The following is a 20,591-nucleotide window of genomic DNA, read 5'->3' as shown; positions in this document are numbered from 1 at the left end:
CCACCCGGGGAGCTCGCGCCGGACATGTCAGCGCCGCACGGCCACGGTGGAGTAGTCGCCCAGGCCCACCCAGCGGTTGCGCACGGCGTTGTAGTAGGCGCGCATGTCGTAGAGCTCGACGGGGAGGCCAAGGTCCTGGGCCGTGAGGCGCCCGATCGAGGCCGCCAGGGCGTAGGAGCCCGTCACCACCGAGGCCAGGGCGTTCACGAGGCTCGTGCGCGCGTTCAGCAACTCCTGCTCGGCGTTCAGCACGTCCAGCGTGGTGCGGCTGCCGACGATGGCCTCGCGCTGCACGCCGTCCAGGGCGATCTCGGCCGCACGGATCTGGGCACGGACGCTGTCGACCTGCGAGCGGTTGCTGCGCAGATTCTCCCACGACTGGGAGGCGTTCTGGGCCGCGAGCCGGCGCTGCTCGTCCACCAGGGTGATGTTCTGCTGCGCCTGCTGCCGCGCCTGGCGAACGGCCGAATGCTCCGCGCCGCCCTGGAAGATGGGCACCGAGAGGTTGATCGTCGCCTGGCCGCCGGTCTGGCGGGTGTGCGGGGATACCTGGTTGTCCTGCCGGAAGGCCTGCGCATTGGCGGAGACCTGGGGCAGCAGCACCGACATCTGGACATCGATGTTGTCGCGCGCCGAGGCGGCGTTGAAGAGGGCCGACACCACGTTCGGGTTGTTCGCGATGGCCACGGCCTGCGCCTCGGCGGCGCTGCGGATCGGCACCGCGAGCGGCTGGGGATTGGTCAGCCGCTGGGGCGCCGCGCCCACCACGCGCTCGAAGGTGGCGCGGGCGATCTGCAGCGTGCCCTCGGAGTTGGTGCGCGTGGCGCGGGCGCCGGCCAGGCGGCTCTCGGCCTGGGCGACGTCCGTGCGGGTGATCTCGCCGACGCGGAAGCGCTCGTTGGTCGCCTGGAGCTGGCGCACCAGCACCTGCTCGTTGTTGATGTTTAGGCGCAGCAGCTCGCCGTTCTGGATCACGCCGATATAGGCCTGGACGGCATCGCCCAGCACCTGCTGCTCGACGGCGAGCAGGCGGGCCCGTTGGGCCAGGACCGTGTTCTCCGCCTGACGGGTCTGCGCCACGGTCCGGCCGCCGCGATAGATCGGCTGGGTCAGCGTGACCGTGGCCGAGGCCGAGGTCCGCTCCTGGCGGATGGTGTTCGGGATGGGCCCGATGACGCCGTTCGACAGCTGGCCGGCCGGGTCGCGCCAGAAGAAGCTGCCGTCGGGGCGGAAGACCTGTTGCTGGCTGCGGGTCCGCACGTCGGCGGCGCCGGCATTGCCGGCCATCACCACGGTCGGCCGCCAGCCCGCCAGGGCCTGGGGCACGCCTTCATCCACCGCCCGGAGCTGCGCGCGCGCGGCGAGCAGCGTCGGGTTGTTGTTGTAGGTGAAGGCCAGGGACTCCTGCATCGTCTGCGCGGAGGCCGGAGCGGCTGCCAGGATGGCGCTCGCCACACCACAAACCGCCGTGGCCGACAGGAGAGCGAACCTCATGCCCTTGTGCATTTGTCTAACTCCGTTCCCGCTTGGGGGATTATAGCCACCTCCCGGGAGGTCGCGCCACGCCGCAAATGGGAGGCGCCTCCGGGACGGCAAGTCGTCAGAACACGAAACCGGGCGGCGGCGCGAAATCGGGCAGCAGAGGACCGACGGCGTCCGGCCCCACCACCTCGGTGAGGCCACCCCCCAGCTTGCGCAGCATCACGATCCGGCCGGGCTCGCCGCGCCGGCGCAGGATGACGACCAGCCGCCCCCCCTCGCCGAGCTGGGACGCCAGCTCCCTCGGCAGCGACTCGACCGCGCCCTCGATGAGGATGACCCGATAGGGCGCCCCGGCGGGCTGGCCCGCCTTGGCATCGCCCTCCACCAGGGTCGGCCGGTTGCCTTCCAGGGCGAAATCCACGGCCTGCCTGGCCGCCTCGACGAAGCCCGCCTCGGATTCGACGCCGGTGACGATGAGGCCCATCCGCGCGAGCACCGCCGCGCCGTAACCCGTGCCGGCCGCGAGGACGAGCGCGCGCTCGCCGGGCTGGACCAGGGCCAGCTGGATCATCTTCGCCAGCACCATCGGCGCCAGAAGGGTACGGCCCTCGCCCAGGGGAACCGCGTCATCGGCGTAGACCCGGGCGCGCAGCGCCTCGGGAACGAAGGCCTCGCGCGGGATCTCGCCCATCGCGCCCAGCAGCAGCGGGTCGGTGATGCCGTTGGGCGTCAGCTGGCAGTCCAGCATGAAGCGCCGCGCCAGCGCGAAGTCCTCTTCCACACGCGGCATCTCCGCCAGCGGCGTTTCGGTCACCAGGCTATGCGCCATCTTCACTCACCCTAATCCTGATGGGGCGGTTTATAGGCCCCAGGAGCGGGAGCGGAAAGCGGCATGCCTTGACCGATGCGTCGAGTAGCCCGATACACCGCGACAGGTATGGTCCGATGGCCGAGTGGTTAGGCACAGGTCTGCAAAACCTGCTACGGCGGTTCAATTCCGCCTCGGACCTCCACCCCCCTCCCGACATGACGATCAGAGCGGCAGGATGATGGGAACCAGCACCAGGCTGACCGCCATCACGATCAGGCTGAGCGGCACGCCCACCTTCACGAAATCGCCGAAGCCGTAGTTGCCGGGCCCCACCACCAGCGTATTCACCGGCGACGAGATGGGCGTCATGAAGGCCGTGGAGGCCGCCAGGGCGATCGTCATGGCGAATGGATAGGGCGAGGCCCCCATGTCCCGCGCCACCGCCAGCGCCACGGGTGCCATCAGCACCGCCGTCGCCGTGTTGGAGATGAACAGGCCCAGCATGGCCGTGATCAGGAACAGCACCCCCAGCACCATGCGCGGGGAGGCATTGCCGGCGATGGCCGTCACCGCATCCGCCGCGAGCTCCACGCCCCCCGTCCGCTGCAGGGCCAGGGAGAAGGGCAGCATGCCGACGATCAGGATCAGGCTCTTCCAGCTGATGCTGCGATAGGCGGCGTTCATGTCGATGCAGCCGAGCGCGCCCATGAGCAGGCAGCCGAGCAGCGCCGCATGGACGTTGGGCACCAGCCCGCTGATCATGAGGCCGACCGTCAGCGCCAGGATCGCCACCGCATGGGGCGCCTTGCTGGCCGCCGGCAGGACCTCTTCCATCTCGGCCGGGAGGTTGAGCAGCACCAGCTCCGCCGTGCCGGACTGCAGGCGGCGGATATCCGACCAGAAGCCCGTCACCAGCAGTGTGTCGCCGATCTTGAGCTTCTCCTCCAGCAGGTCCTGGTCGAAGACCCGCTTGCCTCGCCGCAGGCCGATGACCGTGAGCCCCGATTCCGAGCGCACCCGGGCATCCAGCACCGTCTGGCCCAGCAGCGGCGAATCGGCGGGGATGATGGCCTCCGCCATGCCGATCTCCTGCGAGCTCTCCGTCAGATAGGCGCCGTCGCCCAGCGGGAGGATCTGCAGGCCGAACTTCTCGCGCAGGGCCTCGATCTCGACATCCGGCAGGATGACGTCGAGCAGCATGATCTGCCCCGCCTCCAGCACGGTATAGGCGGTCGGCCGGATGACCTCGGTGGAGAAGCGCCCGCCGATCTCGATGGCCAGCAGGTTCACGCCGCTGCTCCGCAGCGACAGGTCGTCCAGCTTCTGGCCGATCAGCGGCGAGTCCGCCATGATCCGCACCCGGTAGGCGCGCTGCGCCAGGCCATACTGCGCCACCCAGGTCTGCAGGTTCGCCTGCCCCAGCACGCCCGTGAGCACGGTCCCCCGCGGCAGCAGCCGGCGTGCGAAGAGCATGTAGAGGATGGCGATCACCAGCATCGGCAGGCCAAAGGGCGTGAAGCTGAAGAAGCCAAAGCCCGTCCCGCCCTGGCGCATCAGCTCGGCATTCACCACGAGGTTCGGCGCCGTCGCCACCAGCGTCATCATGCCGCTCATGAGCGCCGCGATGCTGAGCGGCATCATGAGCTGGCTGGGGGCCGTGCCGGTGTTCTGGCAGATCCGCAGCACCACCGGGATGAAGATGGCCACCACGGCCGTCGAGCTCATGAAGGCGCCGAGGACGCCCGAGGCCAGCATCAGCAGCACCAGCATCTTGGTCTGGCTGTCACCCGCCTTGGCGTTCAGCCAGTCCCCCATGTGGCGGGCGACGCCGGTCCGCACCAGGCCCTCGCCGATCACGAAGAGGGCCGCGATCAGCACGATATTGGCGTCCGAGAATCCGGCCAGCGCCTCGTTGATCGTGAGGACGCCCGTGAAGGGCAGCACCGCGATCATGATGAGGGCGACGGCATCCATCCGCGGCCGGTTCATCACGAACATGACGACTGCGGCGCCGAGGAGGAGAAGGACGAGAATCAGGTCGGTGCCCATGTGGCAGCCCCTTGTTCAAGAAACCGGGTTCAGAAAGGCCAGAAGACCGGGACCAGGAAGGTCGCGATCAGGAAGGACCAGCCAAGGAGCGGCAGGCCGAGCTTCCAGTAGTCCCCGAAGCGATAGCCGCCTGGCCCCTGGACCATCAGGCTGGCCGAGGAGGCGATGGGCGTGAGGAAGGAAGCTGCGGCGGCGATGGCCACCGTGACCAGCGCCGTGCGAGGCGAGATGCCGATCTCCGTCGCCGCCGCGATGGCGACAGGGATGAGGATCAGCGCCGTCGCCGTGCTGCTGATGAGCTGGCCGAGGAGCGCCGTCAGCACGAAGAGGGCCGCCAGCATCTTGTAGGGACTCGCCTCGCCCAGCAGGCCGACCAGCGTATCGGCGATGAGTTCGGCCGCGCCGGTCTTGCGCATGGCGGTGGAGAGCGGGATCAGCGAGGCGATCATGATCAGCGCCGTCCAGTTGATCGCGCGATAGGCGCGCTCGACCTTCAGCACGCCGAGCAGCACGGCCGCGCAGGCGGCCGTGACGCCAGCGACGACGCTCGGTACGACGCCCGTCGCCAGGGCCACGACCATCATCACCAGGATCGTGACGGCGCGCGCCGCCCCTGTCCCGAGGGGGATGGCCTGGCCACGGATGGCCTCAGGTGCCGCCACCACCAGCACGTCGTGATCGCCCGAATGCTTCTCCAGCGCTTCCCAGCGGCCCTGGATAAGCAGCGTGTCGCCGACCGCCAGCACGACCTTGCCCGGGCCCTGATTTTCGCCGCGGCGCTGAATGCCGAGGATGATGAGGTCACCCGCCGGCGTGACCATTCCGGGGAAGACCGTATCGCCGATCAGGTTGGAGCGCGGCGGCAGCACCACCTCGGTAAAACCGTGCGTCTGGTTGAAGAGCGAGGCGCTGATCTCGGCGTGCCGGGCGGGCTCGGCATTCTCGAGACGCTTATCGGCGGCGAAGTCGGCGATGGTCTGGGCCTCGCCGCGCATGAAGAGGACGTCGCCCGCGGCAAGGACCGGATTGGCGATGGGCGGCCGCCCCCCGCCGGGACGGACCGCGATGAGACTGAGGCCCGGGCGGTTCTCGGCCTCGATGGCCGGGCTCGGCTGGCCGACGAAGGGCGAATCCGGCGTGATCACCAGGCGGTGGATGCTCTCGAAGACCTGGTACTGCTCGGCCAGCGTGCCGGAATGCCGGCTGAGATCCTGCGGGATGCCCCGCCCTGCCCGCATCGGCAGCAGCTTCTCGCCGAGGAAGACCACGATGACGATCGTCCCGGCCAGCAGCGGCAGCCCGACGGCCGTCACCTCGAAATAGCCAAAGGGAGGCATGCCGGCCTCCGTGGCGGCGTCCGAGACCAGCACGTTCACCAGGCTGCCCGTCAGCACGAGCATGGATCCCGAATAGGAGGCAAAGGCCAGCGGCATCATGAGCTGCGAGGGCGACCAGCCCAGTCGCACCGCCACCAGCACGAGCACCGGCAGGAGCGCCGAGACCGCGCCGCTGGAGCCGATCAGCGCCGTCAGGAAGCCCACAAGGAGCATGGCGAGGATCAGCAGCCGCCGGCGGCTCTTCCCCGCCTGGGCGATCAGCAGCTTACCGGCCCAGGCGGTGACGCCCGTCGCGTCCAGGCTGGCGCTCACCACGAAAAGGGAGGCGATGAAGAGCACCGTCGTGTCGCCGAAGCCCGCCAGCGCCTCATGATGGTCGAGGATGCCGGTGAAGTAGAGCGTCAGCGCGGCCGCCAGCGCCACCGGGCCGATGGGCGCCCGGTTGGAGACGAAGAGCAGAACCATCACGCCGATGATGGTGAAGGTGATGGTGATATCGCTCATGGCGCGCCACCTGGCGCTCCGGCGGGGCCGGAGGTCAGGCTCCCAATCCCCAAGGCAGGCCCAGCAGATACCAACCCACCAGGAAGAAGGTCCAGACCACGCTCAGCACCACCACATAGGGCAGCATCAGCGCGATCACGGTGCCGACGCCGGCGTCCTTCTGATACTTGATGGCGAAGGTCACGATCATCGCGAAATAGGCGTTCAGCGGCGTGATGGCGTTCATCGGCGAATCGCCCACGCGATAGGCCGCCAGCACCGCCTCCGGCGACATGCCGAGCTGCATGAGCAGCGGCACGAAGATCGGCGCGAAGATGGCCCATTTGGCGATGGCCGCCGTGATGATCAGGTCGAGCAGGAAGACCACCACGACGAAGCCCACCAGCAGCCAGATGGCGTTGAGGTTGGCCCGCGTCAGCACCTCGGCCAGCGAGACGGCGGCCAGGGTCGCCATGTTGGTGTAGTTGAAGAAGGCGATGAACTGGCTGATGACCAGCAGCAGCAGGATCAGGCCGGAGAGGCTCGCGATGGCCTTCTGCATGGCCCCGATCACGTCGTTGGTCGTGTTCATCGTCCGCGCGCCCTTGCCGTAGGCGACGCCGCAGACCAGGAAGACCAGCGCGATCGAGACGATCAGGCTGTTCATGAAGGGCGAGTTGCCGATGATCGCGCCCGTCGTCGGGTTGCGCAGCGGCGCGCCGGGCGGGAGCGTCAGCAGGGCCAGGAAGGCGAAGACGCCGATCAGCCCGTAGAGCGCCCAGCGCAGCCCGCGGCCTTCGTCATCCGAAAGGCCGGTATCGCCCTCCAGCTTGTAGTCGCCCGTATAGGTGCCCAGGCGCGGCTCGATCACGCGCTCGGTGATCACGGCGATGAGCACGGTCAGCATCACCACCGAGGCGATGGAGAACCAGACATTGGCCGCGAGGTCGATCTTGATGTTCGGGTTCACCAGCGCGATGGCGTCGTTGGTGATCTCGGTCAGGATGCCGTCCACCGGGACGATCAGCACGTTCACCAGGAAGGCGGAGGCCACGGCGGCGAAGGCCGCGGCCAGACCGGCCAGCGGATGCCGGCCCACGCTCAGGAAGGCCGCCGCCGCCAGCGGGATCAGCACCAGGTAGCCCGCATCGGCCGCGATGCTGGAGACGATGCCGACGAAGACGAGGATATAGGTCAGCGCCTTGGGCGGCGCGACCACGACCAGCTTGCGGATCAGCGCCTTGACGAGCCCCGCCTCCTCGGCGACGCCGACGCCCACCATCGCGATGATGATGACGCCCACCGCGTTGAAATTCATGAAGTTCTGGACGATCCCGGTGAACATGAACCGGATGCCCTCGACGGTGAGCAGGCTCCGCGCCGAGGTGGTCAGGTATTCAATCTGGTCGGTCTCCAGGTTCACCTGGGGGTAGGAGACGCTGACCCCCATGCCCCCCAGGATCGCCGAAAGGCCGATCACCAGCCCGATCAGGATCACGAAGATGAGAACCGGGTGCGGCACCCGGTTCCCAACGCGCTCCACCACATCAAGCATCTTCTGCATCGCGGTCTTGGATGCGGCGGCGTCGCTCATCGGTCTGTCTTCTTCTTGTTTCGGGTCTTGTTGCGGATCAGCGCGAGAGGGCGTCGAGGATGCGGGCCCAGGAGCGGATGCCCTTGCGGAAGCACTCCAGGTCGTACTTCTCGTTGGGGCTGTGGATGCGGTCGTCCTCCAGGCCGAAGCCGGCCAGGATCACGTCCATCCCCAGGGCCTTCTTGAGCTCGTGCGTCACGGGGATGGAGCCGCCGCCGCCGATGAAGACGCCGGGCTTGTTCCACTCGTCGGTCAGCGCCTGGCGGGCCTTTTCGAACTCGGGCGCGTCGATCGGGAAGCGGATGGCCTGGCCCGACCCATGCTCGAGGAACTCGGCGCGGCAATCCGCCGGCAGGTTCGCCTGGACGTACTCGCGGAAAGCCTTGCGGATGGCGTGCGGGTCCTGGTCGAAGACGAGGCGGAAGGAGATCTTCGCCGAGGCGATGGACGGGATCACGGTCTTGAAGCCCGCGCCCTGATAGCCGCCGCCCATGCCGTTGATCTCGCAGGTCGGGCGCGACCAGACCATCTCCAGGGCCGTCCGCCCCTTCTCGCCGGCCGGGACCGAGAGGCCGACGGCGCCCAGGAACTGCCCGGCGTCGAAGCCCAGCGTGTCCCACTGCTCGCGCAGGGCGTTGGGCAGCTCGGGCACGCCGTCATAGAAGCCCGGCAGCGTCACGCGGTCGTTCTCGTCATGCAGGCCGGCGATGATCTTCGCCAGGACCCGGTTCGGATTGGCGGCGGCCGAGCCGTAGAAGCCCGAATGCAGGTCGCGGTCGGCGGCGTGGATGATCACCTCCTCGCCGCAGAGGCCGCGCAGCATGGTGGTGATGGCGGGCGTCTGCGCGTCCCACATGTTGGTGTCGCAGATCAGGCCGATATCGGCCTTCAGCTCGTCGGCGTTGGACTTCAGGAAGGGCGGCAGGTTCACGCCGCCGCTCTCCTCCTCGCCCTCCAGGATGATGGAGACGGGGATGGGCAGCTTGCCGGTGACGGCCTTCCAGGCGCGGCAGGCCTCGACGAAGGTCATGAGCTGGCCCTTGTCGTCGGCGGTGCCGCGGCCGCGGATGACCTTGGTGCCGTCCTCGCGCGTCTCGATCACCGGCTCGAAGGGATCCTTCGTCCAGAGCTCCAGCGGATCCACCGGCTGGACGTCGTAATGGCCGTAGAAGAGCGCCGAGGGGCCCGCGGTCTTGCGGTCATGCGCCACGACGATGGGGTGGCCCGGCGTCGGCCGGGCGCTGGCCTCGAAGCCGATGCTGGCCAGGTCGGCGACGTGCCAATCGGCGCAGGCCTGGCAATCGCCGGCAAAGGCGGGATCGGTGGAGATGGACTTGATGCGCAGCGTGGCGAAAAGCCGATCGAGCGCGGCGTCGAGATCGGCATCGATATGCGCGAGAACCTGGTCGAGCTGAGTCATGGGGCCTCCGGAGGAACTTCTGCGCGAAGCTGTCCCGGGCACCTTTGCACCGCAACGTCGCTCCCGCCCTCTGGGAAGGCTATCGACTCAGTTCAACGGATGGATGCGTCGGGTGTCCCGAGCCTTGGCGGGCCGTCCCACATGCAGCAATCGATGCAACCGTGCGGAACTTGGCGCTCTCCGGACGCCACGGCTGCCCCCCGATGCGACCCCGCGCCGCTCCTCTGGTAACTTATTGCCCAGTCAGGCGAATCGCGCGCTTGCGCGCCGAATCACCCTGGCGGGCATGCCTTGAGGCCCGATCGACCCGCGTCGCTCGGGCCATGCCATCGGGACGTCCTGCGTCCCCACTCAACCGGAGGAAACAATGTTCAAGACTCTCATCTGCTCGGCGGCGGTCCTCGCCGCGAGCCTGGCGCCCGCTGCCGCCGCCTTCCCCGATCGCCCTCTTCGCATCGTCAGCGGCTCGGCCGCCGGCGGGTCGAGCGACTTCGTGGGCCGCGTAGTGGCGGATGCCGTCGGCACGATCTTCGGCCAGCGCATCGTCGTGGAGAACCGCACGGGCGTGAACGGCGTCCTGGGCGCCGAGGCCGTGGTGAACAGCCCGGCCGACGGCTACACGACCTTTGTCTGCCCGATGAGCACGGCCACCATCACGCCGCAGCTCCTCGGCGCCCGGATGCCGGTCGACCCCGGCACGGATCTGGGCCCCGTCGCGGTGGTCACCATGTCCAGCTACGGCCTCGTGGTCCGGGCGGAGAGCCCTTATCGCAGCCTCAACGACATCGTGGAGGCGGCGCGGCGGCGCCCCGGCGAGCTCACCTATGCGAGCCCCGGCGTGGGCTCGGCGCAGCACCTGGGGGGCGAGCTGCTGAAGCAGCTGACCCGGACGGACATCTCGCACATCTCCTTTCGCGGCGCGGCGCCGGCCATGCTGGAGATCCTCGCCGGCCGCATCGACTTCAGCATGACCAACCTCGGCGACGCGGTAGGGCATATCCAGGGTGGGCGCCTGCGCCTGCTGGGCATCGCTGATGGCACGCCTTCGCCGATTTTCCCCGAGGCACGGCCGCTGGCGGAGAGCGTCCCCGGGCTCGAGGTCGTCGGCTGGTTCGGCATCTGCGCGCGGCGCGACATCCCCGCCGAGGCGCTGGCGCGGTGGACCGACGGCATCCGCCAGGCGCTGGCCGACGAGACGGTCCGCGAACGCATCGTGGCCGGCGGCATGACGCCGCATTTCGAGGATACGGCGACCTTCCAGCGCCGCATGACCGCCGATCGCGAGAACTGGCTGCGCGTCATCCAGGCCGTCAATATCCGCGCGGACTGACCCGCGCGCCGGAGGCCGGCCTCAGCCGGCCTCCATCGGCAGGGTCTCGTCGGCGGACCATTCCAGCAGCGAGGCGTCGTAGAGCGCCACGTCCGGGTGGCCGAGGAGCGCCAGCGCGAAGACTGTGGCGCTGGCCGCGATGCCTCCGCCGCAATAGGCGATGACGCGCCCATGATCGAAGGCGCCGAGCTCCACGAAGATCTTCCGCAGTTCCTCCGGCGTCCGGTAGCGCCGGGTGGCGGGATCGACCAACTCGGCGCTCGGCAGGTTCACGCTGCCCGGAATGCGGCCCGGCCGGCCGTAATGCGCGCCGCCCGTGCCCTGGAACTGCTGGGGCGACAGCGCATTGACCAGCAGCACATCCGCGGCACCGAGCGCCTGCCGGACCGTCTCCCGGTCGGCGAGGAGGCGGTGGTCCGTGCCGGCCACGAAATCCCCGCGCGAGAAGACCGGCGCCTCGGTCGAGACCGGATGGCCCTCGCTCACCCAGCGCCGCCACCCGCCGTCCAGGATGCGGACGTCCCGCACGCCGGAGGCCCTCAGCACCCACCAGGCGCGGGTCACGGCGGGCGGATAGCCCGTGCCGTAGAGCACGACGGTCGTGTCCTGGTTGATGCCGATACCCTGCAACAGCGCGGTCATCCGCTCGGCCGGAGGCAGGTTGTAGGGCAGGCCCTCGCGCGGCGCGGAGAGGTCTTCCGTCATGTGGAGATAGGCGGCCCCGGGGACATGCCCCTCCCGCCAGGCATCGCGGCCGCTGGTGACCAGCGAGGCGCCGACCGGCTGCGGCACCAGCCCCACGCTGCAGTCGATGACGCGGACCGAAGGATCCCCGAGCCGCGCCGCCAGCCAATCGGGGTCCACGAGCACGGCTCTACCTCGCGCGGTCGATGCAGAAGCGGACAACGTCGATCAGCGCGAGCTTCGCCTCGTTCGCCGGGAAGATGTCGAGGGCCCGGATCGCCGCCTCGCCGTAGGTCTCGGCGCGGTCGATCGTGCGGCCGATACCGTTGTGCCGCTCCAGCAGCCGCTGCGCCTCTCCAAGATCAGCCTCGCCCTGCTCGCCTTCCTCCAGGGTCCGGCGCCAGAAGGCCTGCTCGGCCGTGTCGCCGTCGTGGAAGGCCAGCAGCACCGGAAGGGTCATCTTCCCCTCGCGGAAGTCGTCGCCCACGGTCTTGCCGAGGCTCGCCTGCTCGGCCGAGTAGTCGAGGGCGTCGTCCACCAGCTGGAAGGCGATGCCGAGGTTGTGACCATAGGCGTCCAGCGCCTCCGCCTCGGCCTGCGGACGGTCGGCCACCACGGCGCCGAGGCGGGTCGCGGCCGCGAAGAGCGCCGCCGTCTTGCCCTCGATGACCTCAAGATACTGGGCCTCGGTGGTGGAGAGGTCGTTCTGGGTGATGAGCTGCAGCACCTCGCCCTCGGCCAGCGTCGCCGAGGCCGCGGCCAGGATGCGCAGTGTCTCGAGGCTCTTATCCTCGATCATCAGCTGGAAGGCGCGGGCGAAGAGGAAATCGCCGACGAGGACGGAGGGCTTGTTGCCGAAGAGCGCATTGGCGCTGGCCTGGCCCCGCCGCAGCTCGCTCTCGTCCACCACGTCGTCATGCAGCAGCGTCGCGGTGTGGATGAATTCCACGCAGGCGGCGAGCGAGACGTGACGAACCCCCTCGTAGCCGCAGAGGCGGGAAGCCGCGAGCGTCAGCAGCGGCCGCAGCCGCTTCCCGCCGGCCGCGACGATATGCGCCGCCAGCTGCGGGATGAGGGCGACATGGCTGTGCATGCGCTCGACGATGAGCGTGTTGCAGGCGGACAGGTCCTCGGCGACGAGGTCCATGAGTCGGGTAAGGGCCCCTTCCCCATGATCCTTCTGCCGCGCGCCGTCCCGTTTCGCGTCGATCGCACCAGCCACTCGCTCTAACCCCTGAAGTTCATGTCCGCCTTGGGTCCGGCCTACTTGACCCGGCCCGGGACGATGCAGGATACCCGAGCAGCAGATGTGGCCGCAAGGCGAGGCAAATCAAGGATTTCCCGCGATGAACGTGGTCGCCGAGGACGCCGATCCCATTCGAATCCAATTCCTGGCGGCCTTGCTGCGGGATGCGGGGATCGAGGCGGTGCAGCTCGACCACAATGTCGTAGGCCTTGGCCTGTCGATCTTCCCGCGCCGGCTGGCCGTCGCCGCCGAGCATGCCGGCCGGGCGCGACGCCTGCTGCGGGACGCGGGTGTCTGACGACCTCACCGAGGATGCCCTGCTTGGGGGACGGGTGCGGCTGCTCCAGCCACGCCATGGCTTCCGCGCGGCCATCGACCCGGTGCTGCTGGCGGCCTTCGTTCCGGCGCGAGCCGGCGAATCGGTGCTGGAATTCGGCGCCGGGACCGGGGCGGCCTTCCTGTGCCTCGCGGCGCGCCTGCCCGGCATCGCCGTCACCGCCGTGGAGCGCGATCCCGAACTGGCGGCCCTGGCCGAGCGGAATGCCGGCCTGAACGGTGTGGACGCCCGGATCCTGGCCGGGGATTGCCGCGCCCTGCCCGCCTTGCCGCCCATGCACCATGCCCTCTCCAATCCTCCCTACTGGAGCGCGGGCACGGCCTCTCCGGATGCGGGGCGGCGGCAGGCGGCCCATGAGGACGCGCCGCTTTCGGCCTGGATCGCCGCCCTCGCCCGCCCCGTCCGGCACAAGGGGACGGTCTCGCTGGTGCTGCCCGCCGCGCGGCTGGCCGAGGCGGTCGCGGGCCTGCGGGAGGCCGGCTGCGGTTCGGTGCGGCTGCTGCCGCTCTGGCCGCGGGCCGGCGTTCCGGCCAAGCGCATCCTCCTCCGCGCCCGCAAGGGCGGCCGCGGCGCCGACGAGGTGCTGCCGGGCCTCGTGCTGCACGAGGCAGACGGCGCGGCCACCCCCGCCAGCCACGCCGTGCTGCGGGACGGCCACGCGCTCTGAGCCCTTGCGCCCCGGGCGCCGCCTTGCCAGCATGGGAGCGCAATGGTCCCGCGCGAGCGGGTGAAAAGGGAATGCCGTGCGTCCGCCGGAGGAATGCTCCTCCGCCCGGGCAAGTCGGCAGCTGCCCCCGCAACTGTCAGCGGCGAGACGCTGGCCCCTCCGCTCCCAGGTTCTGGGGCGGGCCACTGCGGCGGATGCCGCGGGAAGGTGGGCCAGCCTCGACGACCCGCGAGCCAGGAGACCTGCCCTTGCCGATGCGCCCCGGGCGCCGTCGCAACCCCTTCAGGATCCGGGCGGGGTGCACCGGGGCAAGGTATTCGGGATGTGCATTTCCTGGCTGAAGCCTTCGCCAGCCCTCGGCCCGGCCGCCTTGCTGTGCGATTCACCCAGCCTGCTGGATACGAACGATAAAAGAGGAGAAACTGCCATGGTCGCCACCGCCCCCAAACCGCCCGCCCCGATCGAGCAGCGTACCGCGGCCCTCGAGATCGTGCTGAAGGGCAAGGGCATCCTTCCCGACGGCTTCGTCGAGGAATTCACCGAGCACGCCGAGGATGAGTGGGTCACCTCCAATGGCGGGCAGATGGTCGCCCGCGCCTGGACCGATCCCGAATACCGCGAACGCATGCTGAAGGACGGCACTGCCGCCGCGCGCGAGATGGGCTTCGACTTCCCGGAGCATCACCGCCAGCTCGTGGTGCTGGAGAACACGCCGGACATCCACAACCTGATCGTCTGCACGCTGTGCTCCTGCACCGCCTATACGATCATCGGCGCCGCGCCCGACTGGTACAAGGACATGGAGTACCGCGCCCGCGTGGTCCGCGAGTCCCGCACGGCGCTGCGCGAGATGGGCCTCGACCTGCCGGCCACGACCGAGATCCGCGTCTGGGACACGACGGCGGACACCCGCTACATGGTGCTGCCCGTGCAGCCGCCGGCGACCGCGGGATGGCCGGCCGAAAAGCTGGCGCCGATCGTCACGCAGGATTCCATGATCGGGGCCTCGCGCCTCGACGAGGTGAAGGGCTGAACCATGGACAGCATGCACGACCTCGGCGGCAAGCAGGGCTTCGGGACCATCGCCTACCCGGCGCAACCCCATGACGAAACCTGGGAGCCGCTGGCCCGGGCGCTCTCGGCCATCTCGGTGAAGACCCACATCTACAACATGGACGAGTACCGCCACGCCATCGAGCGCATGGCGCCGATCCACTATATGAGTGCGCCCTATTACGAGCGCGTGCTGACGGCGGCCGCCACCCTCGCCGTGGAAAAGGGCATCACCACGAAGGAGGAGCTGGAGGCGCTGGTCGAGGGCAGCTTTCCGCTCGCTTTGCCGATCGGCCCGGGGCGCATGGCCGCGCCGCCGCAGACCTTCGAGATCGGCGAGACGGTGCGCGTGAAGTACGAGTTCGTTTCGGGGCACCACCGCATGCCGGGCTATATCCGCGGCAAGACGGGCGTGGTGGTCGGAATCTCGCCGCCCTATCCCTTCCCTGACGCCAGCGCCCACCAGATGCAGGCGACCATGGAGCCGACCTACGACGTGCGCTTCCGCTCCACGGAGCTCTGGCCGGACAGCAGCGACGAGGCCTTCAACCATGTCGGCGTCTTCCAGAGCTACCTGGAAAAGGTGCCGCAGCCCTGAGTTACGGGGAGAGGGGCCGACCCCCCTCTCCTGCCGCCTCGGGCGGGTTCAGCGCAGCGCGCTGCCGCCCGGACAGGCGGTACGTCCGCCATCGACCTGGAACTGCCCGCCCGTGATGGCCGTGGCCGCGTCGGAGCAGAGGAACAGCACCATCGCCACCACCTCCTCCACCGTGGCGTAGCGGCCGAGGGGGATGGCCGAGCGGTAGCGCTCCGCGGCGTCGTTGGCGCCACGCGCGGTCGCCTGGTCCTCCAGCGAATGGATCATCCGCGTGTCGGTCGGGCCCGGGCAGAGGGCGTTCACCCGCACCCCCTGGCGCGCCACCTCGCCCGAGACGCTGCGCGTGAGCCCCAGCACCGCATGCTTGGACGCCGTGTAGGGCGAGATGCCGGCCGAGCCGACCAGCGCCGCCGTCGAGGCCGTGTTCACCACCGCGCCGCCACCCTGGCGGATCATCACCGGCAGCACGTATTTGAGGCCGAGGAAAACGCCGCGGACATTCACGGCGATCACCCGGTCAAAATCCGCCTCGTCCTGCTCATGGATGGCGGCGACCTTCCCCTCGATACCGGCATTGTTGAAGAAGCAGTGGATGCCGCCCCAGGCCGCGACGGCGGCCTCAACATAGGCGCGCACCTCGTCGGACTTCGTCACGTCGGCCTGCTGGAAGCGCGCCTTGAGCCCTTCGGCCCTGAGCTCGGCGGCCCGCGCTTCGCCGGCCTGGTCGCGATCGACCAGCAGCACCTTCGCCCCCTCGCGCGCAAAGGCCTGCGCGGCCTCCAGCCCGATGCCGTTGGCGGCACCGGTCACCACGGCGACCTTTCCTTCGAAGCGCATGTCGTCTCCCTTCTTTGTTGTTGTCACCCCATGGCGTCGCGCAGCGCGCGCGCGGCCATCTCCATGTAGCCGAGCGCGGGCTTCACGATCGCGCTCATGGTCATCACCCCGTGCAGCATGTCGGCCGCGTGCACATGCGTGACGCGCACGCCCTCGCGCTCGAGCCGGGCGGCATAGTCGCGCCCCTCGTCGCAAAGCGGGTCGTGGCCCACCGTCAGCACGAAGGCGGGCGCCGTGCCCGAGAGGCTGGCCGCGCGCAGCGGTGAGGCCCGCCAGTCGTTCCAGCTCGCGGACTCCGGCGCATAGTGGTCGCGGAACCAGCGCATGGTGGCGTCGGTGAGCGGCAGGCCCGAGGCCGAGGTGAAGCGCACATAGCTCTCATGGGTCTGCGCCATCTCGGTGACGGGGTAGATGAGCATCTGGAAGCGCAGCGGCGGCAGGCTCCCGTCGCGGGACATGAGCGCCGCGACCGCCGCGAGATTGCCGCCCGCGCTGTCGCCGCCCACGGCCAGGCGATCCGGATCGATGCCGAGCGCGACGGCATTCGCGGCAGCATAGCGCACCGCCTCGCCGAAATCTTCGACCGCGGCGGGGAAGCGATGCTCCGGCGCCAGGCGGTAGTCGACGCTCAGCACCGCGCAGCCGGAGAGGTTCGCGATCGTCCGTGCCGGGTGGTCGTGCGTGTCGAGGTCGCCGACCACCCAGCCGCCGCCATGCGCGAAGACGAGGCAGGGCAACGCCTCGCCCGCCGTGCTGCCCATCGGCCGGTAGAGGCGGGCCGCGACGCCGCTGGGCAGGACGAGATCGCGTGCCTCGGCCACATCCGGTGAGGCCGGCTGCAGCACCTTTCGGCCGGCGGCATAGAGGGTTCGTGTGTCCAGCGCGGCCATGTCCTCGAAGCGGGGCCGGCCCAGCTCGGCGACGAAGTTCAGGAAGGCCTGGCAATCGGGGTGCAGCGGCGCGGCCATCTGGGCTCCTCTTCTCTTGGTTTCATCCGTCTCCGGCATCTTTGGCCACGGCCGTGCGGCCGGCAACTCCACCGCCCTGGCCGAATATTGAAGGTTGCGCTTCGGGAAATCCCCGCAATGTCTTCAAATTGAAGCAGATCTCTCCGCCTGCGGAGAGCCGACGCGGTTTCAACGCGACGGAGAAATGGGTTACCCTCCACCCGATGAAGACATCCAAGCCCCTTGTGGTCTGCCTCGGGAATGTCGTCGCGGATCACGTCTTCCGGGTGGATGAGGTTCCCCAACCCCCTTCAAAGTCCCAGGCCAAGGCCTATCACCTCAATGTCGGCGGCATGGCCGCCAATGCGGCGATCGCGGTGACCCGCCTCGGCGGCCGCGCCGCCTTCTGGGGCCGCGTTGGCGGCGATTCCAATGCGGATCTGCTGATCGACGGTCTCAGGAGCGAGGAGATCGACCTCACGGGAATGAGGCAGATCGCCGGGGCGCGTAGCCCGGTCTCCGCCGTGTTGGTGGACCGCTACGGCGAGCGCGCCATCATGGGCTATCGCGGCGACGGCCTGGGCACCGACCCGTCCTGGCTGCCGCTCGGCATGCTGGCCGAGGCCAAGGCCGTTCTCTGCGATCCGCGCTGGCCGGAAGGCGCCCATGTGGCGCTGGAGGAGGCCGAGAAGCGCGACATCCCGACCGTGCTGGACGGCGAGCGCAGCGAGACCCGCCTGCTGCTCGACCTCGTGCCGCGCGTCCGCTACGCGATCTTCTCCGTCCCCGGCCTCACCAATTACGGCTCCGGCGCGCGCCCGCCCGATGCCCTGCGCAAGGCGGTCTCCGAGGGCGCCACGCGCATGGCCGCCGTCACCCGCGGCGAGAAGAGCACCCTCTGGATCCTGCGCGGCGAGGACACGATCCGCGAGACGCCCATCTTCCGCATCGAGCCGCGCGACACGACGGGCGCCGGCGACGTCTTCCACGGCGCCTTCGCGCTGGCGATGGCGGAGGGGATGGAGATGGAACAGGCCATCCGCTTCAGCAGCGCCGCGGGCGCGCTCCGCGCGCGTGACGGCGCCACCGCCCACCGGCCGGAGCTGGAGGAATTCCTCCGGGAGTTCTCCGGATAGCCCAAGGGCGGCGCGGCGGCCCGAATCCTTCGATCGCCGCGCAAACCGTGCCACATTCGCCCGATAGATTGCCGGGACAGAGCCGAGGTACTTCCGTGAACGAAGCCGACAAGCCCCCCATCCCTGCCCTGCATGGCGACATCCCGCCCTCCCCGCATGACGGCGAGGCACTGCACGACACCATCCTGCGCAAGCTGACCTACGATCTCGGCAAGAGCCGGGCCGGCGCGCTGGACCGCGACTGGTTCATCGCGACGGCGCTGGCGGTGCGCGACCAGATCGTCGCCCCCTGGCTCAAGGACATGCGGTCCACCTACGAGCACGGCCAGAAGCAGGTCTACTACCTCTCCCTGGAGTTCCTGATCGGGCGGCTGCTGCGCGAGAATATCTCCAACCTCCTGCTGACGACGGAGGTGAAGGCGGCGCTTGCCTCGCTCGATGTCGACGCGGCGAAGGTCTTCGCCAGCGAGCCCGACGCGGCGCTGGGCAATGGCGGCCTCGGCCGCCTCGCCGCCTGCTTCATGGAGAGTCTGGCCAGCCTGCAGATTCCCGCCTTCGGCTACGGCATCCGCTACGATCACGGGCTCTTCCGCCAGGTGATCCGGCAGGGCTGGCAGGAGGAATATCCCGAGAACTGGCTAGAATTCGGCAACCCCTGGGAATTCGCCCGGCCCGAGATCGCCCATCCCATCGGCTTCGGCGGCTCCGTCGAGCAGGTGAATGGCGAGGATGGCGAGCCGCATCACGTCTGGAAGCCGGCCGAGACGGTCCTTGCCGTGGCCTATGACACGCCGGTCGTCGGCTGGCGCGGCAAGCACGTGAACACGCTGCGCCTCTGGTCCGCCCGCGCGGCCGATCCGCTGCAGATCGAGGCCTTCAACCGCGGCGACCATATCGGCGCGCTGTCCGACCGCGTGCGCGCGGAGGCCATCTCCCGGCTGCTCTATCCTTCGGACGACACGCCCGCCGGGCAGGAGCTGCGGCTGCGGCAGGAGTTCTTCTTCAGCTCCGCCGCGCTGCAGGACCTCATCCGCCGCCATGTCCGCGTCTATGGCAGCCTCGAGACACTGCCCGACCGCGTCGCCATCCAGCTCAACGACACCCACCCGGCGATCGTCGTGGCGGAGCTGATGCGCCTGCTGCTCGACGATCATGGCATGGAGTGGAACGACGCCTGGCGCGTCACGCAGGCCACCATCTCCTACACGAACCATACCCTCCTGCCCGAGGCGCTGGAGACCTGGCCGGTCTCGCTGATGGAGCGGTTGCTGCCGCGCCACATGCAGATCATCTACCTGATCAACGCCATCCATCTGGACACGGTCGCCGCGTCGCATCCGGGCGACCTCGGCCTGCTGGCCTCGGTGTCGCTCATCGAGGAAGGGCATGGCCGGCGTGTGCGCATGGGCAACCTCGCCTTCGTCGGCTCGCACAAGGTGAACGGCGTCTCAGCGCTCCATTCGGACCTGCTGAAGAAGACGGTCTTCCACGACTTCGACACGCTCTTCCCGGGGCGCATCACCAACAAGACCAACGGCATCACCTTCCGGCGCTGGCTGCAGCAGTGCAACCCGTGCCTGACGGAACTGCTGGTGGAGAGCATCGGGCCCGATTTCCTCGACCGCCCCGCGGCGCTTTCCGCGCTGCGCCCCCTCGCCACCGACACCACCTTCCAGCAGCGCTTCGCCGCCGTGAAGCGGACGAACAAGGAGGCGCTCGCCGCGCTGATCCGCCGCGAGATCAACCTCCGCGTGGATCCCGGCGCGCTCTTCGACGTGCAGATCAAGCGTATCCACGAATACAAGCGCCAGCTGCTGAACCTGCTGGAGACGGTGGCGCTCTACAACGAGATGCACGCCCAGCCGCAGCGCGATTACGTGCCGCGCGTGAAGATCTTCGCCGGCAAGGCGGCGGCGAGCTATCACCGCGCCAAGCTGATCATCAAGCTCGCGCACGACATTGCGCGCCGGGTCAATCGCGATCCCGCGATCCGCGACCGGCTGAAGGTGGCCTTCCTGCCGAACTACAACGTCTCCCTGGCGGAGATGATCGTGCCCGCCTGCGACCTGTCCGAGCAGATCTCGACGGCGGGCATGGAGGCGTCGGGCACCGGCAACATGAAGCTGGCGCTCAACGGCGCGCTCACCATCGGCACGATGGACGGCGCCAATGTCGAGATCCACGAGCATGTGGGCGACGAGAACATCTTCATCTTCGGCCTCACCACCGACCAGGTGGCGCAGCGCCGGGCTGAAGGCTGGCGCGGCCAGGATTCCATCGACCAGTCGCCGCGGCTGCAGCAGGCGCTGGAAGCCCTGTCTTCCGGCGTCTTCTCGCCCGACGATCCCGGCCGCTACCGCGATCTCGTCCAGATGCTGCGCGACAATGATCACTTCATGGTGACCGCGGATTTCGACAGCTACTACGACATGCAGCGCAAGGTCGCGCAGCGCTGGGCACGGCCGGCCGAATGGGGCCGCTCCGCCATCCTGAACACGGCCGGGATGGGCTGGTTCTCGTCCGATCGCACCATCGCGGAATACGCGCAGGAGATCTGGCAAGTACCGGTGCCGGGATAGC

General features: G+C 69.2%; 17 protein-coding genes, 1 tRNA gene and 1 riboswitch. Of the genes, 8 read left to right on the top strand and 10 right to left on the bottom strand.

What is annotated here, in order from left to right:
• Window positions 1-27: 27 nt before the first annotated feature.
• Together KHU32_RS10485 and KHU32_RS10480 are read right to left on the bottom strand one after the other, a co-directional pair.
• Window positions 28-1,494, bottom strand: coding sequence for a TolC family outer membrane protein (locus KHU32_RS10485; RefSeq protein ID WP_249680939.1), 1,467 nt, complete (start codon window positions 1,492-1,494; stop codon window positions 28-30).
• Window positions 1,495-1,600: 106 nt separating this feature from the next.
• Window positions 1,601-2,311, bottom strand: coding sequence for a protein-L-isoaspartate O-methyltransferase family protein (locus KHU32_RS10480; protein WP_249681099.1), 711 nt, complete (start codon window positions 2,309-2,311; stop codon window positions 1,601-1,603).
• Between the two features lie 110 nt (window positions 2,312-2,421).
• Between KHU32_RS10480 and KHU32_RS10475 the strand changes: the two genes are divergently transcribed.
• Window positions 2,422-2,495: transfer RNA gene (locus tag KHU32_RS10475), tRNA-Cys, on the top strand.
• 20 nt (window positions 2,496-2,515) lie between these two features.
• On the opposite strand, the gene KHU32_RS10470 is transcribed toward KHU32_RS10475, so the two are convergent.
• From KHU32_RS10470 to KHU32_RS10455, 4 genes are read right to left on the bottom strand one after another with little or no spacing between them, the layout of a single operon-like run.
• Entirely contained in the window at window positions 2,516-4,342 is a 1,827-nt protein-coding gene (locus KHU32_RS10470) for an SLC13 family permease (protein ID WP_213670050.1), read from the bottom strand.
• A 29-nt stretch (window positions 4,343-4,371) separates the two neighbouring features.
• On the bottom strand, window positions 4,372-6,183 hold the full coding sequence (locus tag KHU32_RS10465; RefSeq protein ID WP_213670049.1) for an SLC13 family permease: 1,812 nt from the start codon (window positions 6,181-6,183) through the stop codon (window positions 4,372-4,374).
• A 34-nt stretch (window positions 6,184-6,217) separates the two neighbouring features.
• On the bottom strand, window positions 6,218-7,756 hold the full coding sequence (locus KHU32_RS10460) for an AbgT family transporter (RefSeq protein ID WP_213670048.1): 1,539 nt from the start codon (window positions 7,754-7,756) through the stop codon (window positions 6,218-6,220).
• A 37-nt stretch (window positions 7,757-7,793) separates the two neighbouring features.
• Window positions 7,794-9,176, bottom strand: coding sequence for a M20/M25/M40 family metallo-hydrolase (locus KHU32_RS10455; RefSeq protein WP_213670047.1), 1,383 nt, complete (start codon window positions 9,174-9,176; stop codon window positions 7,794-7,796).
• A 367-nt stretch (window positions 9,177-9,543) separates the two neighbouring features.
• Here KHU32_RS10455 and KHU32_RS10450 point away from each other — a divergent pair, with 367 nt between their 5' ends.
• On the top strand, window positions 9,544-10,506 hold the full coding sequence (locus tag KHU32_RS10450) for a Bug family tripartite tricarboxylate transporter substrate binding protein (RefSeq protein ID WP_213670045.1): 963 nt from the start codon (window positions 9,544-9,546) through the stop codon (window positions 10,504-10,506).
• Between the two features lie 21 nt (window positions 10,507-10,527).
• On the opposite strand, the gene KHU32_RS10445 is transcribed toward KHU32_RS10450, so the two are convergent.
• Entirely contained in the window at window positions 10,528-11,376 is an 849-nt protein-coding gene (locus KHU32_RS10445) for a sulfurtransferase (protein ID WP_213670044.1), read from the bottom strand.
• Between the two features lie 4 nt (window positions 11,377-11,380).
• Window positions 11,381-12,337: a polyprenyl synthetase family protein gene (locus KHU32_RS10440; protein ID WP_213670869.1), complete on the bottom strand. Its 957-nt coding sequence runs from the start codon at window positions 12,335-12,337 to the stop codon at window positions 11,381-11,383.
• A 199-nt stretch (window positions 12,338-12,536) separates the two neighbouring features.
• Between KHU32_RS10440 and KHU32_RS10435 the strand changes: the two genes are divergently transcribed.
• From KHU32_RS10435 to KHU32_RS10420, 4 genes are all read left to right on the top strand, one after another.
• Window positions 12,537-12,734: a putative signal transducing protein gene (locus tag KHU32_RS10435; protein WP_213670043.1), complete on the top strand. Its 198-nt coding sequence runs from the start codon at window positions 12,537-12,539 to the stop codon at window positions 12,732-12,734.
• A complete protein-coding gene (locus tag KHU32_RS10430; RefSeq protein WP_314069794.1) occupies window positions 12,727-13,440 on the top strand; it encodes a tRNA1(Val) (adenine(37)-N6)-methyltransferase in 714 nt (237 codons plus the stop codon). The genes KHU32_RS10435 and KHU32_RS10430 overlap by 8 nt, the downstream gene beginning before the upstream one ends.
• Before the next feature lie 26 nt (window positions 13,441-13,466).
• Window positions 13,467-13,704: riboswitch (cobalamin riboswitch) on the top strand.
• Window positions 13,705-13,867: 163 nt separating this feature from the next.
• Entirely contained in the window at window positions 13,868-14,473 is a 606-nt protein-coding gene (locus KHU32_RS10425) for a nitrile hydratase subunit alpha (protein ID WP_213670041.1), read from the top strand.
• A gap of 3 nt (window positions 14,474-14,476) precedes the next feature.
• A complete protein-coding gene (locus tag KHU32_RS10420) occupies window positions 14,477-15,091 on the top strand; it encodes an SH3-like domain-containing protein (RefSeq protein ID WP_213670040.1) in 615 nt (204 codons plus the stop codon).
• A 48-nt stretch (window positions 15,092-15,139) separates the two neighbouring features.
• Here KHU32_RS10420 and KHU32_RS10415 read toward each other — a convergent pair whose 3' ends face one another.
• Both KHU32_RS10415 and KHU32_RS10410 read right to left on the bottom strand, forming a co-directional pair.
• Entirely contained in the window at window positions 15,140-15,928 is a 789-nt protein-coding gene (locus tag KHU32_RS10415; RefSeq protein ID WP_213670039.1) for an SDR family NAD(P)-dependent oxidoreductase, read from the bottom strand.
• Window positions 15,929-15,951: 23 nt separating this feature from the next.
• Window positions 15,952-16,896: an alpha/beta hydrolase gene (locus KHU32_RS10410; protein WP_213670038.1), complete on the bottom strand. Its 945-nt coding sequence runs from the start codon at window positions 16,894-16,896 to the stop codon at window positions 15,952-15,954.
• A gap of 203 nt (window positions 16,897-17,099) precedes the next feature.
• Here KHU32_RS10410 and KHU32_RS10405 point away from each other — a divergent pair, with 203 nt between their 5' ends.
• The gene (locus KHU32_RS10405) at window positions 17,100-18,011 is read left to right on the top strand and encodes a PfkB family carbohydrate kinase (RefSeq protein ID WP_213670037.1); all 912 of its coding nucleotides are present in this window, start codon (window positions 17,100-17,102) and stop codon (window positions 18,009-18,011) included.
• 95 nt (window positions 18,012-18,106) lie between these two features.
• Window positions 18,107-20,590, top strand: coding sequence for a glycogen/starch/alpha-glucan phosphorylase (locus KHU32_RS10400; protein WP_314069781.1), 2,484 nt, complete (start codon window positions 18,107-18,109; stop codon window positions 20,588-20,590).
• The last annotated feature ends 1 nt before the right edge of the window (window position 20,591 follow it).

Source organism: Roseococcus pinisoli (assembly GCF_018413645.1).
GTDB classification, from domain to species: domain Bacteria; phylum Pseudomonadota; class Alphaproteobacteria; order Acetobacterales; family Acetobacteraceae; genus Roseococcus; species Roseococcus pinisoli.
The sequence above is the reverse complement of the archived record's forward strand: the minus strand, read 5'-3'. Positions and strand labels throughout refer to the sequence as shown.

Coding starts and splice junctions, on each gene's coding strand:
- KHU32_RS10485 (WP_249680939.1), bottom strand. CDS start 1,494: ATGAGGTTCGCTCTCCTGTCGGCCACGGCGGTTTGTGGTGTGGCGAGC.
- KHU32_RS10480 (WP_249681099.1), bottom strand. CDS start 2,311: ATGGCGCATAGCCTGGTGACCGAAACGCCGCTGGCGGAGATGCCGCGT.
- KHU32_RS10470 (WP_213670050.1), bottom strand. CDS start 4,342: ATGGGCACCGACCTGATTCTCGTCCTTCTCCTCCTCGGCGCCGCAGTC.
- KHU32_RS10465 (WP_213670049.1), bottom strand. CDS start 6,183: ATGAGCGATATCACCATCACCTTCACCATCATCGGCGTGATGGTTCTG.
- KHU32_RS10460 (WP_213670048.1), bottom strand. CDS start 7,756: ATGAGCGACGCCGCCGCATCCAAGACCGCGATGCAGAAGATGCTTGAT.
- KHU32_RS10455 (WP_213670047.1), bottom strand. CDS start 9,176: ATGACTCAGCTCGACCAGGTTCTCGCGCATATCGATGCCGATCTCGAC.
- KHU32_RS10450 (WP_213670045.1), top strand. CDS start 9,544: ATGTTCAAGACTCTCATCTGCTCGGCGGCGGTCCTCGCCGCGAGCCTG.
- KHU32_RS10440 (WP_213670869.1), bottom strand. CDS start 12,337: ATGGACCTCGTCGCCGAGGACCTGTCCGCCTGCAACACGCTCATCGTC.
- KHU32_RS10435 (WP_213670043.1), top strand. CDS start 12,537: ATGAACGTGGTCGCCGAGGACGCCGATCCCATTCGAATCCAATTCCTG.
- KHU32_RS10425 (WP_213670041.1), top strand. CDS start 13,868: ATGGTCGCCACCGCCCCCAAACCGCCCGCCCCGATCGAGCAGCGTACC.
- KHU32_RS10420 (WP_213670040.1), top strand. CDS start 14,477: ATGGACAGCATGCACGACCTCGGCGGCAAGCAGGGCTTCGGGACCATC.
- KHU32_RS10415 (WP_213670039.1), bottom strand. CDS start 15,928: ATGCGCTTCGAAGGAAAGGTCGCCGTGGTGACCGGTGCCGCCAACGGC.
- KHU32_RS10410 (WP_213670038.1), bottom strand. CDS start 16,896: ATGGCCGCGCCGCTGCACCCCGATTGCCAGGCCTTCCTGAACTTCGTC.
- KHU32_RS10405 (WP_213670037.1), top strand. CDS start 17,100: ATGAAGACATCCAAGCCCCTTGTGGTCTGCCTCGGGAATGTCGTCGCG.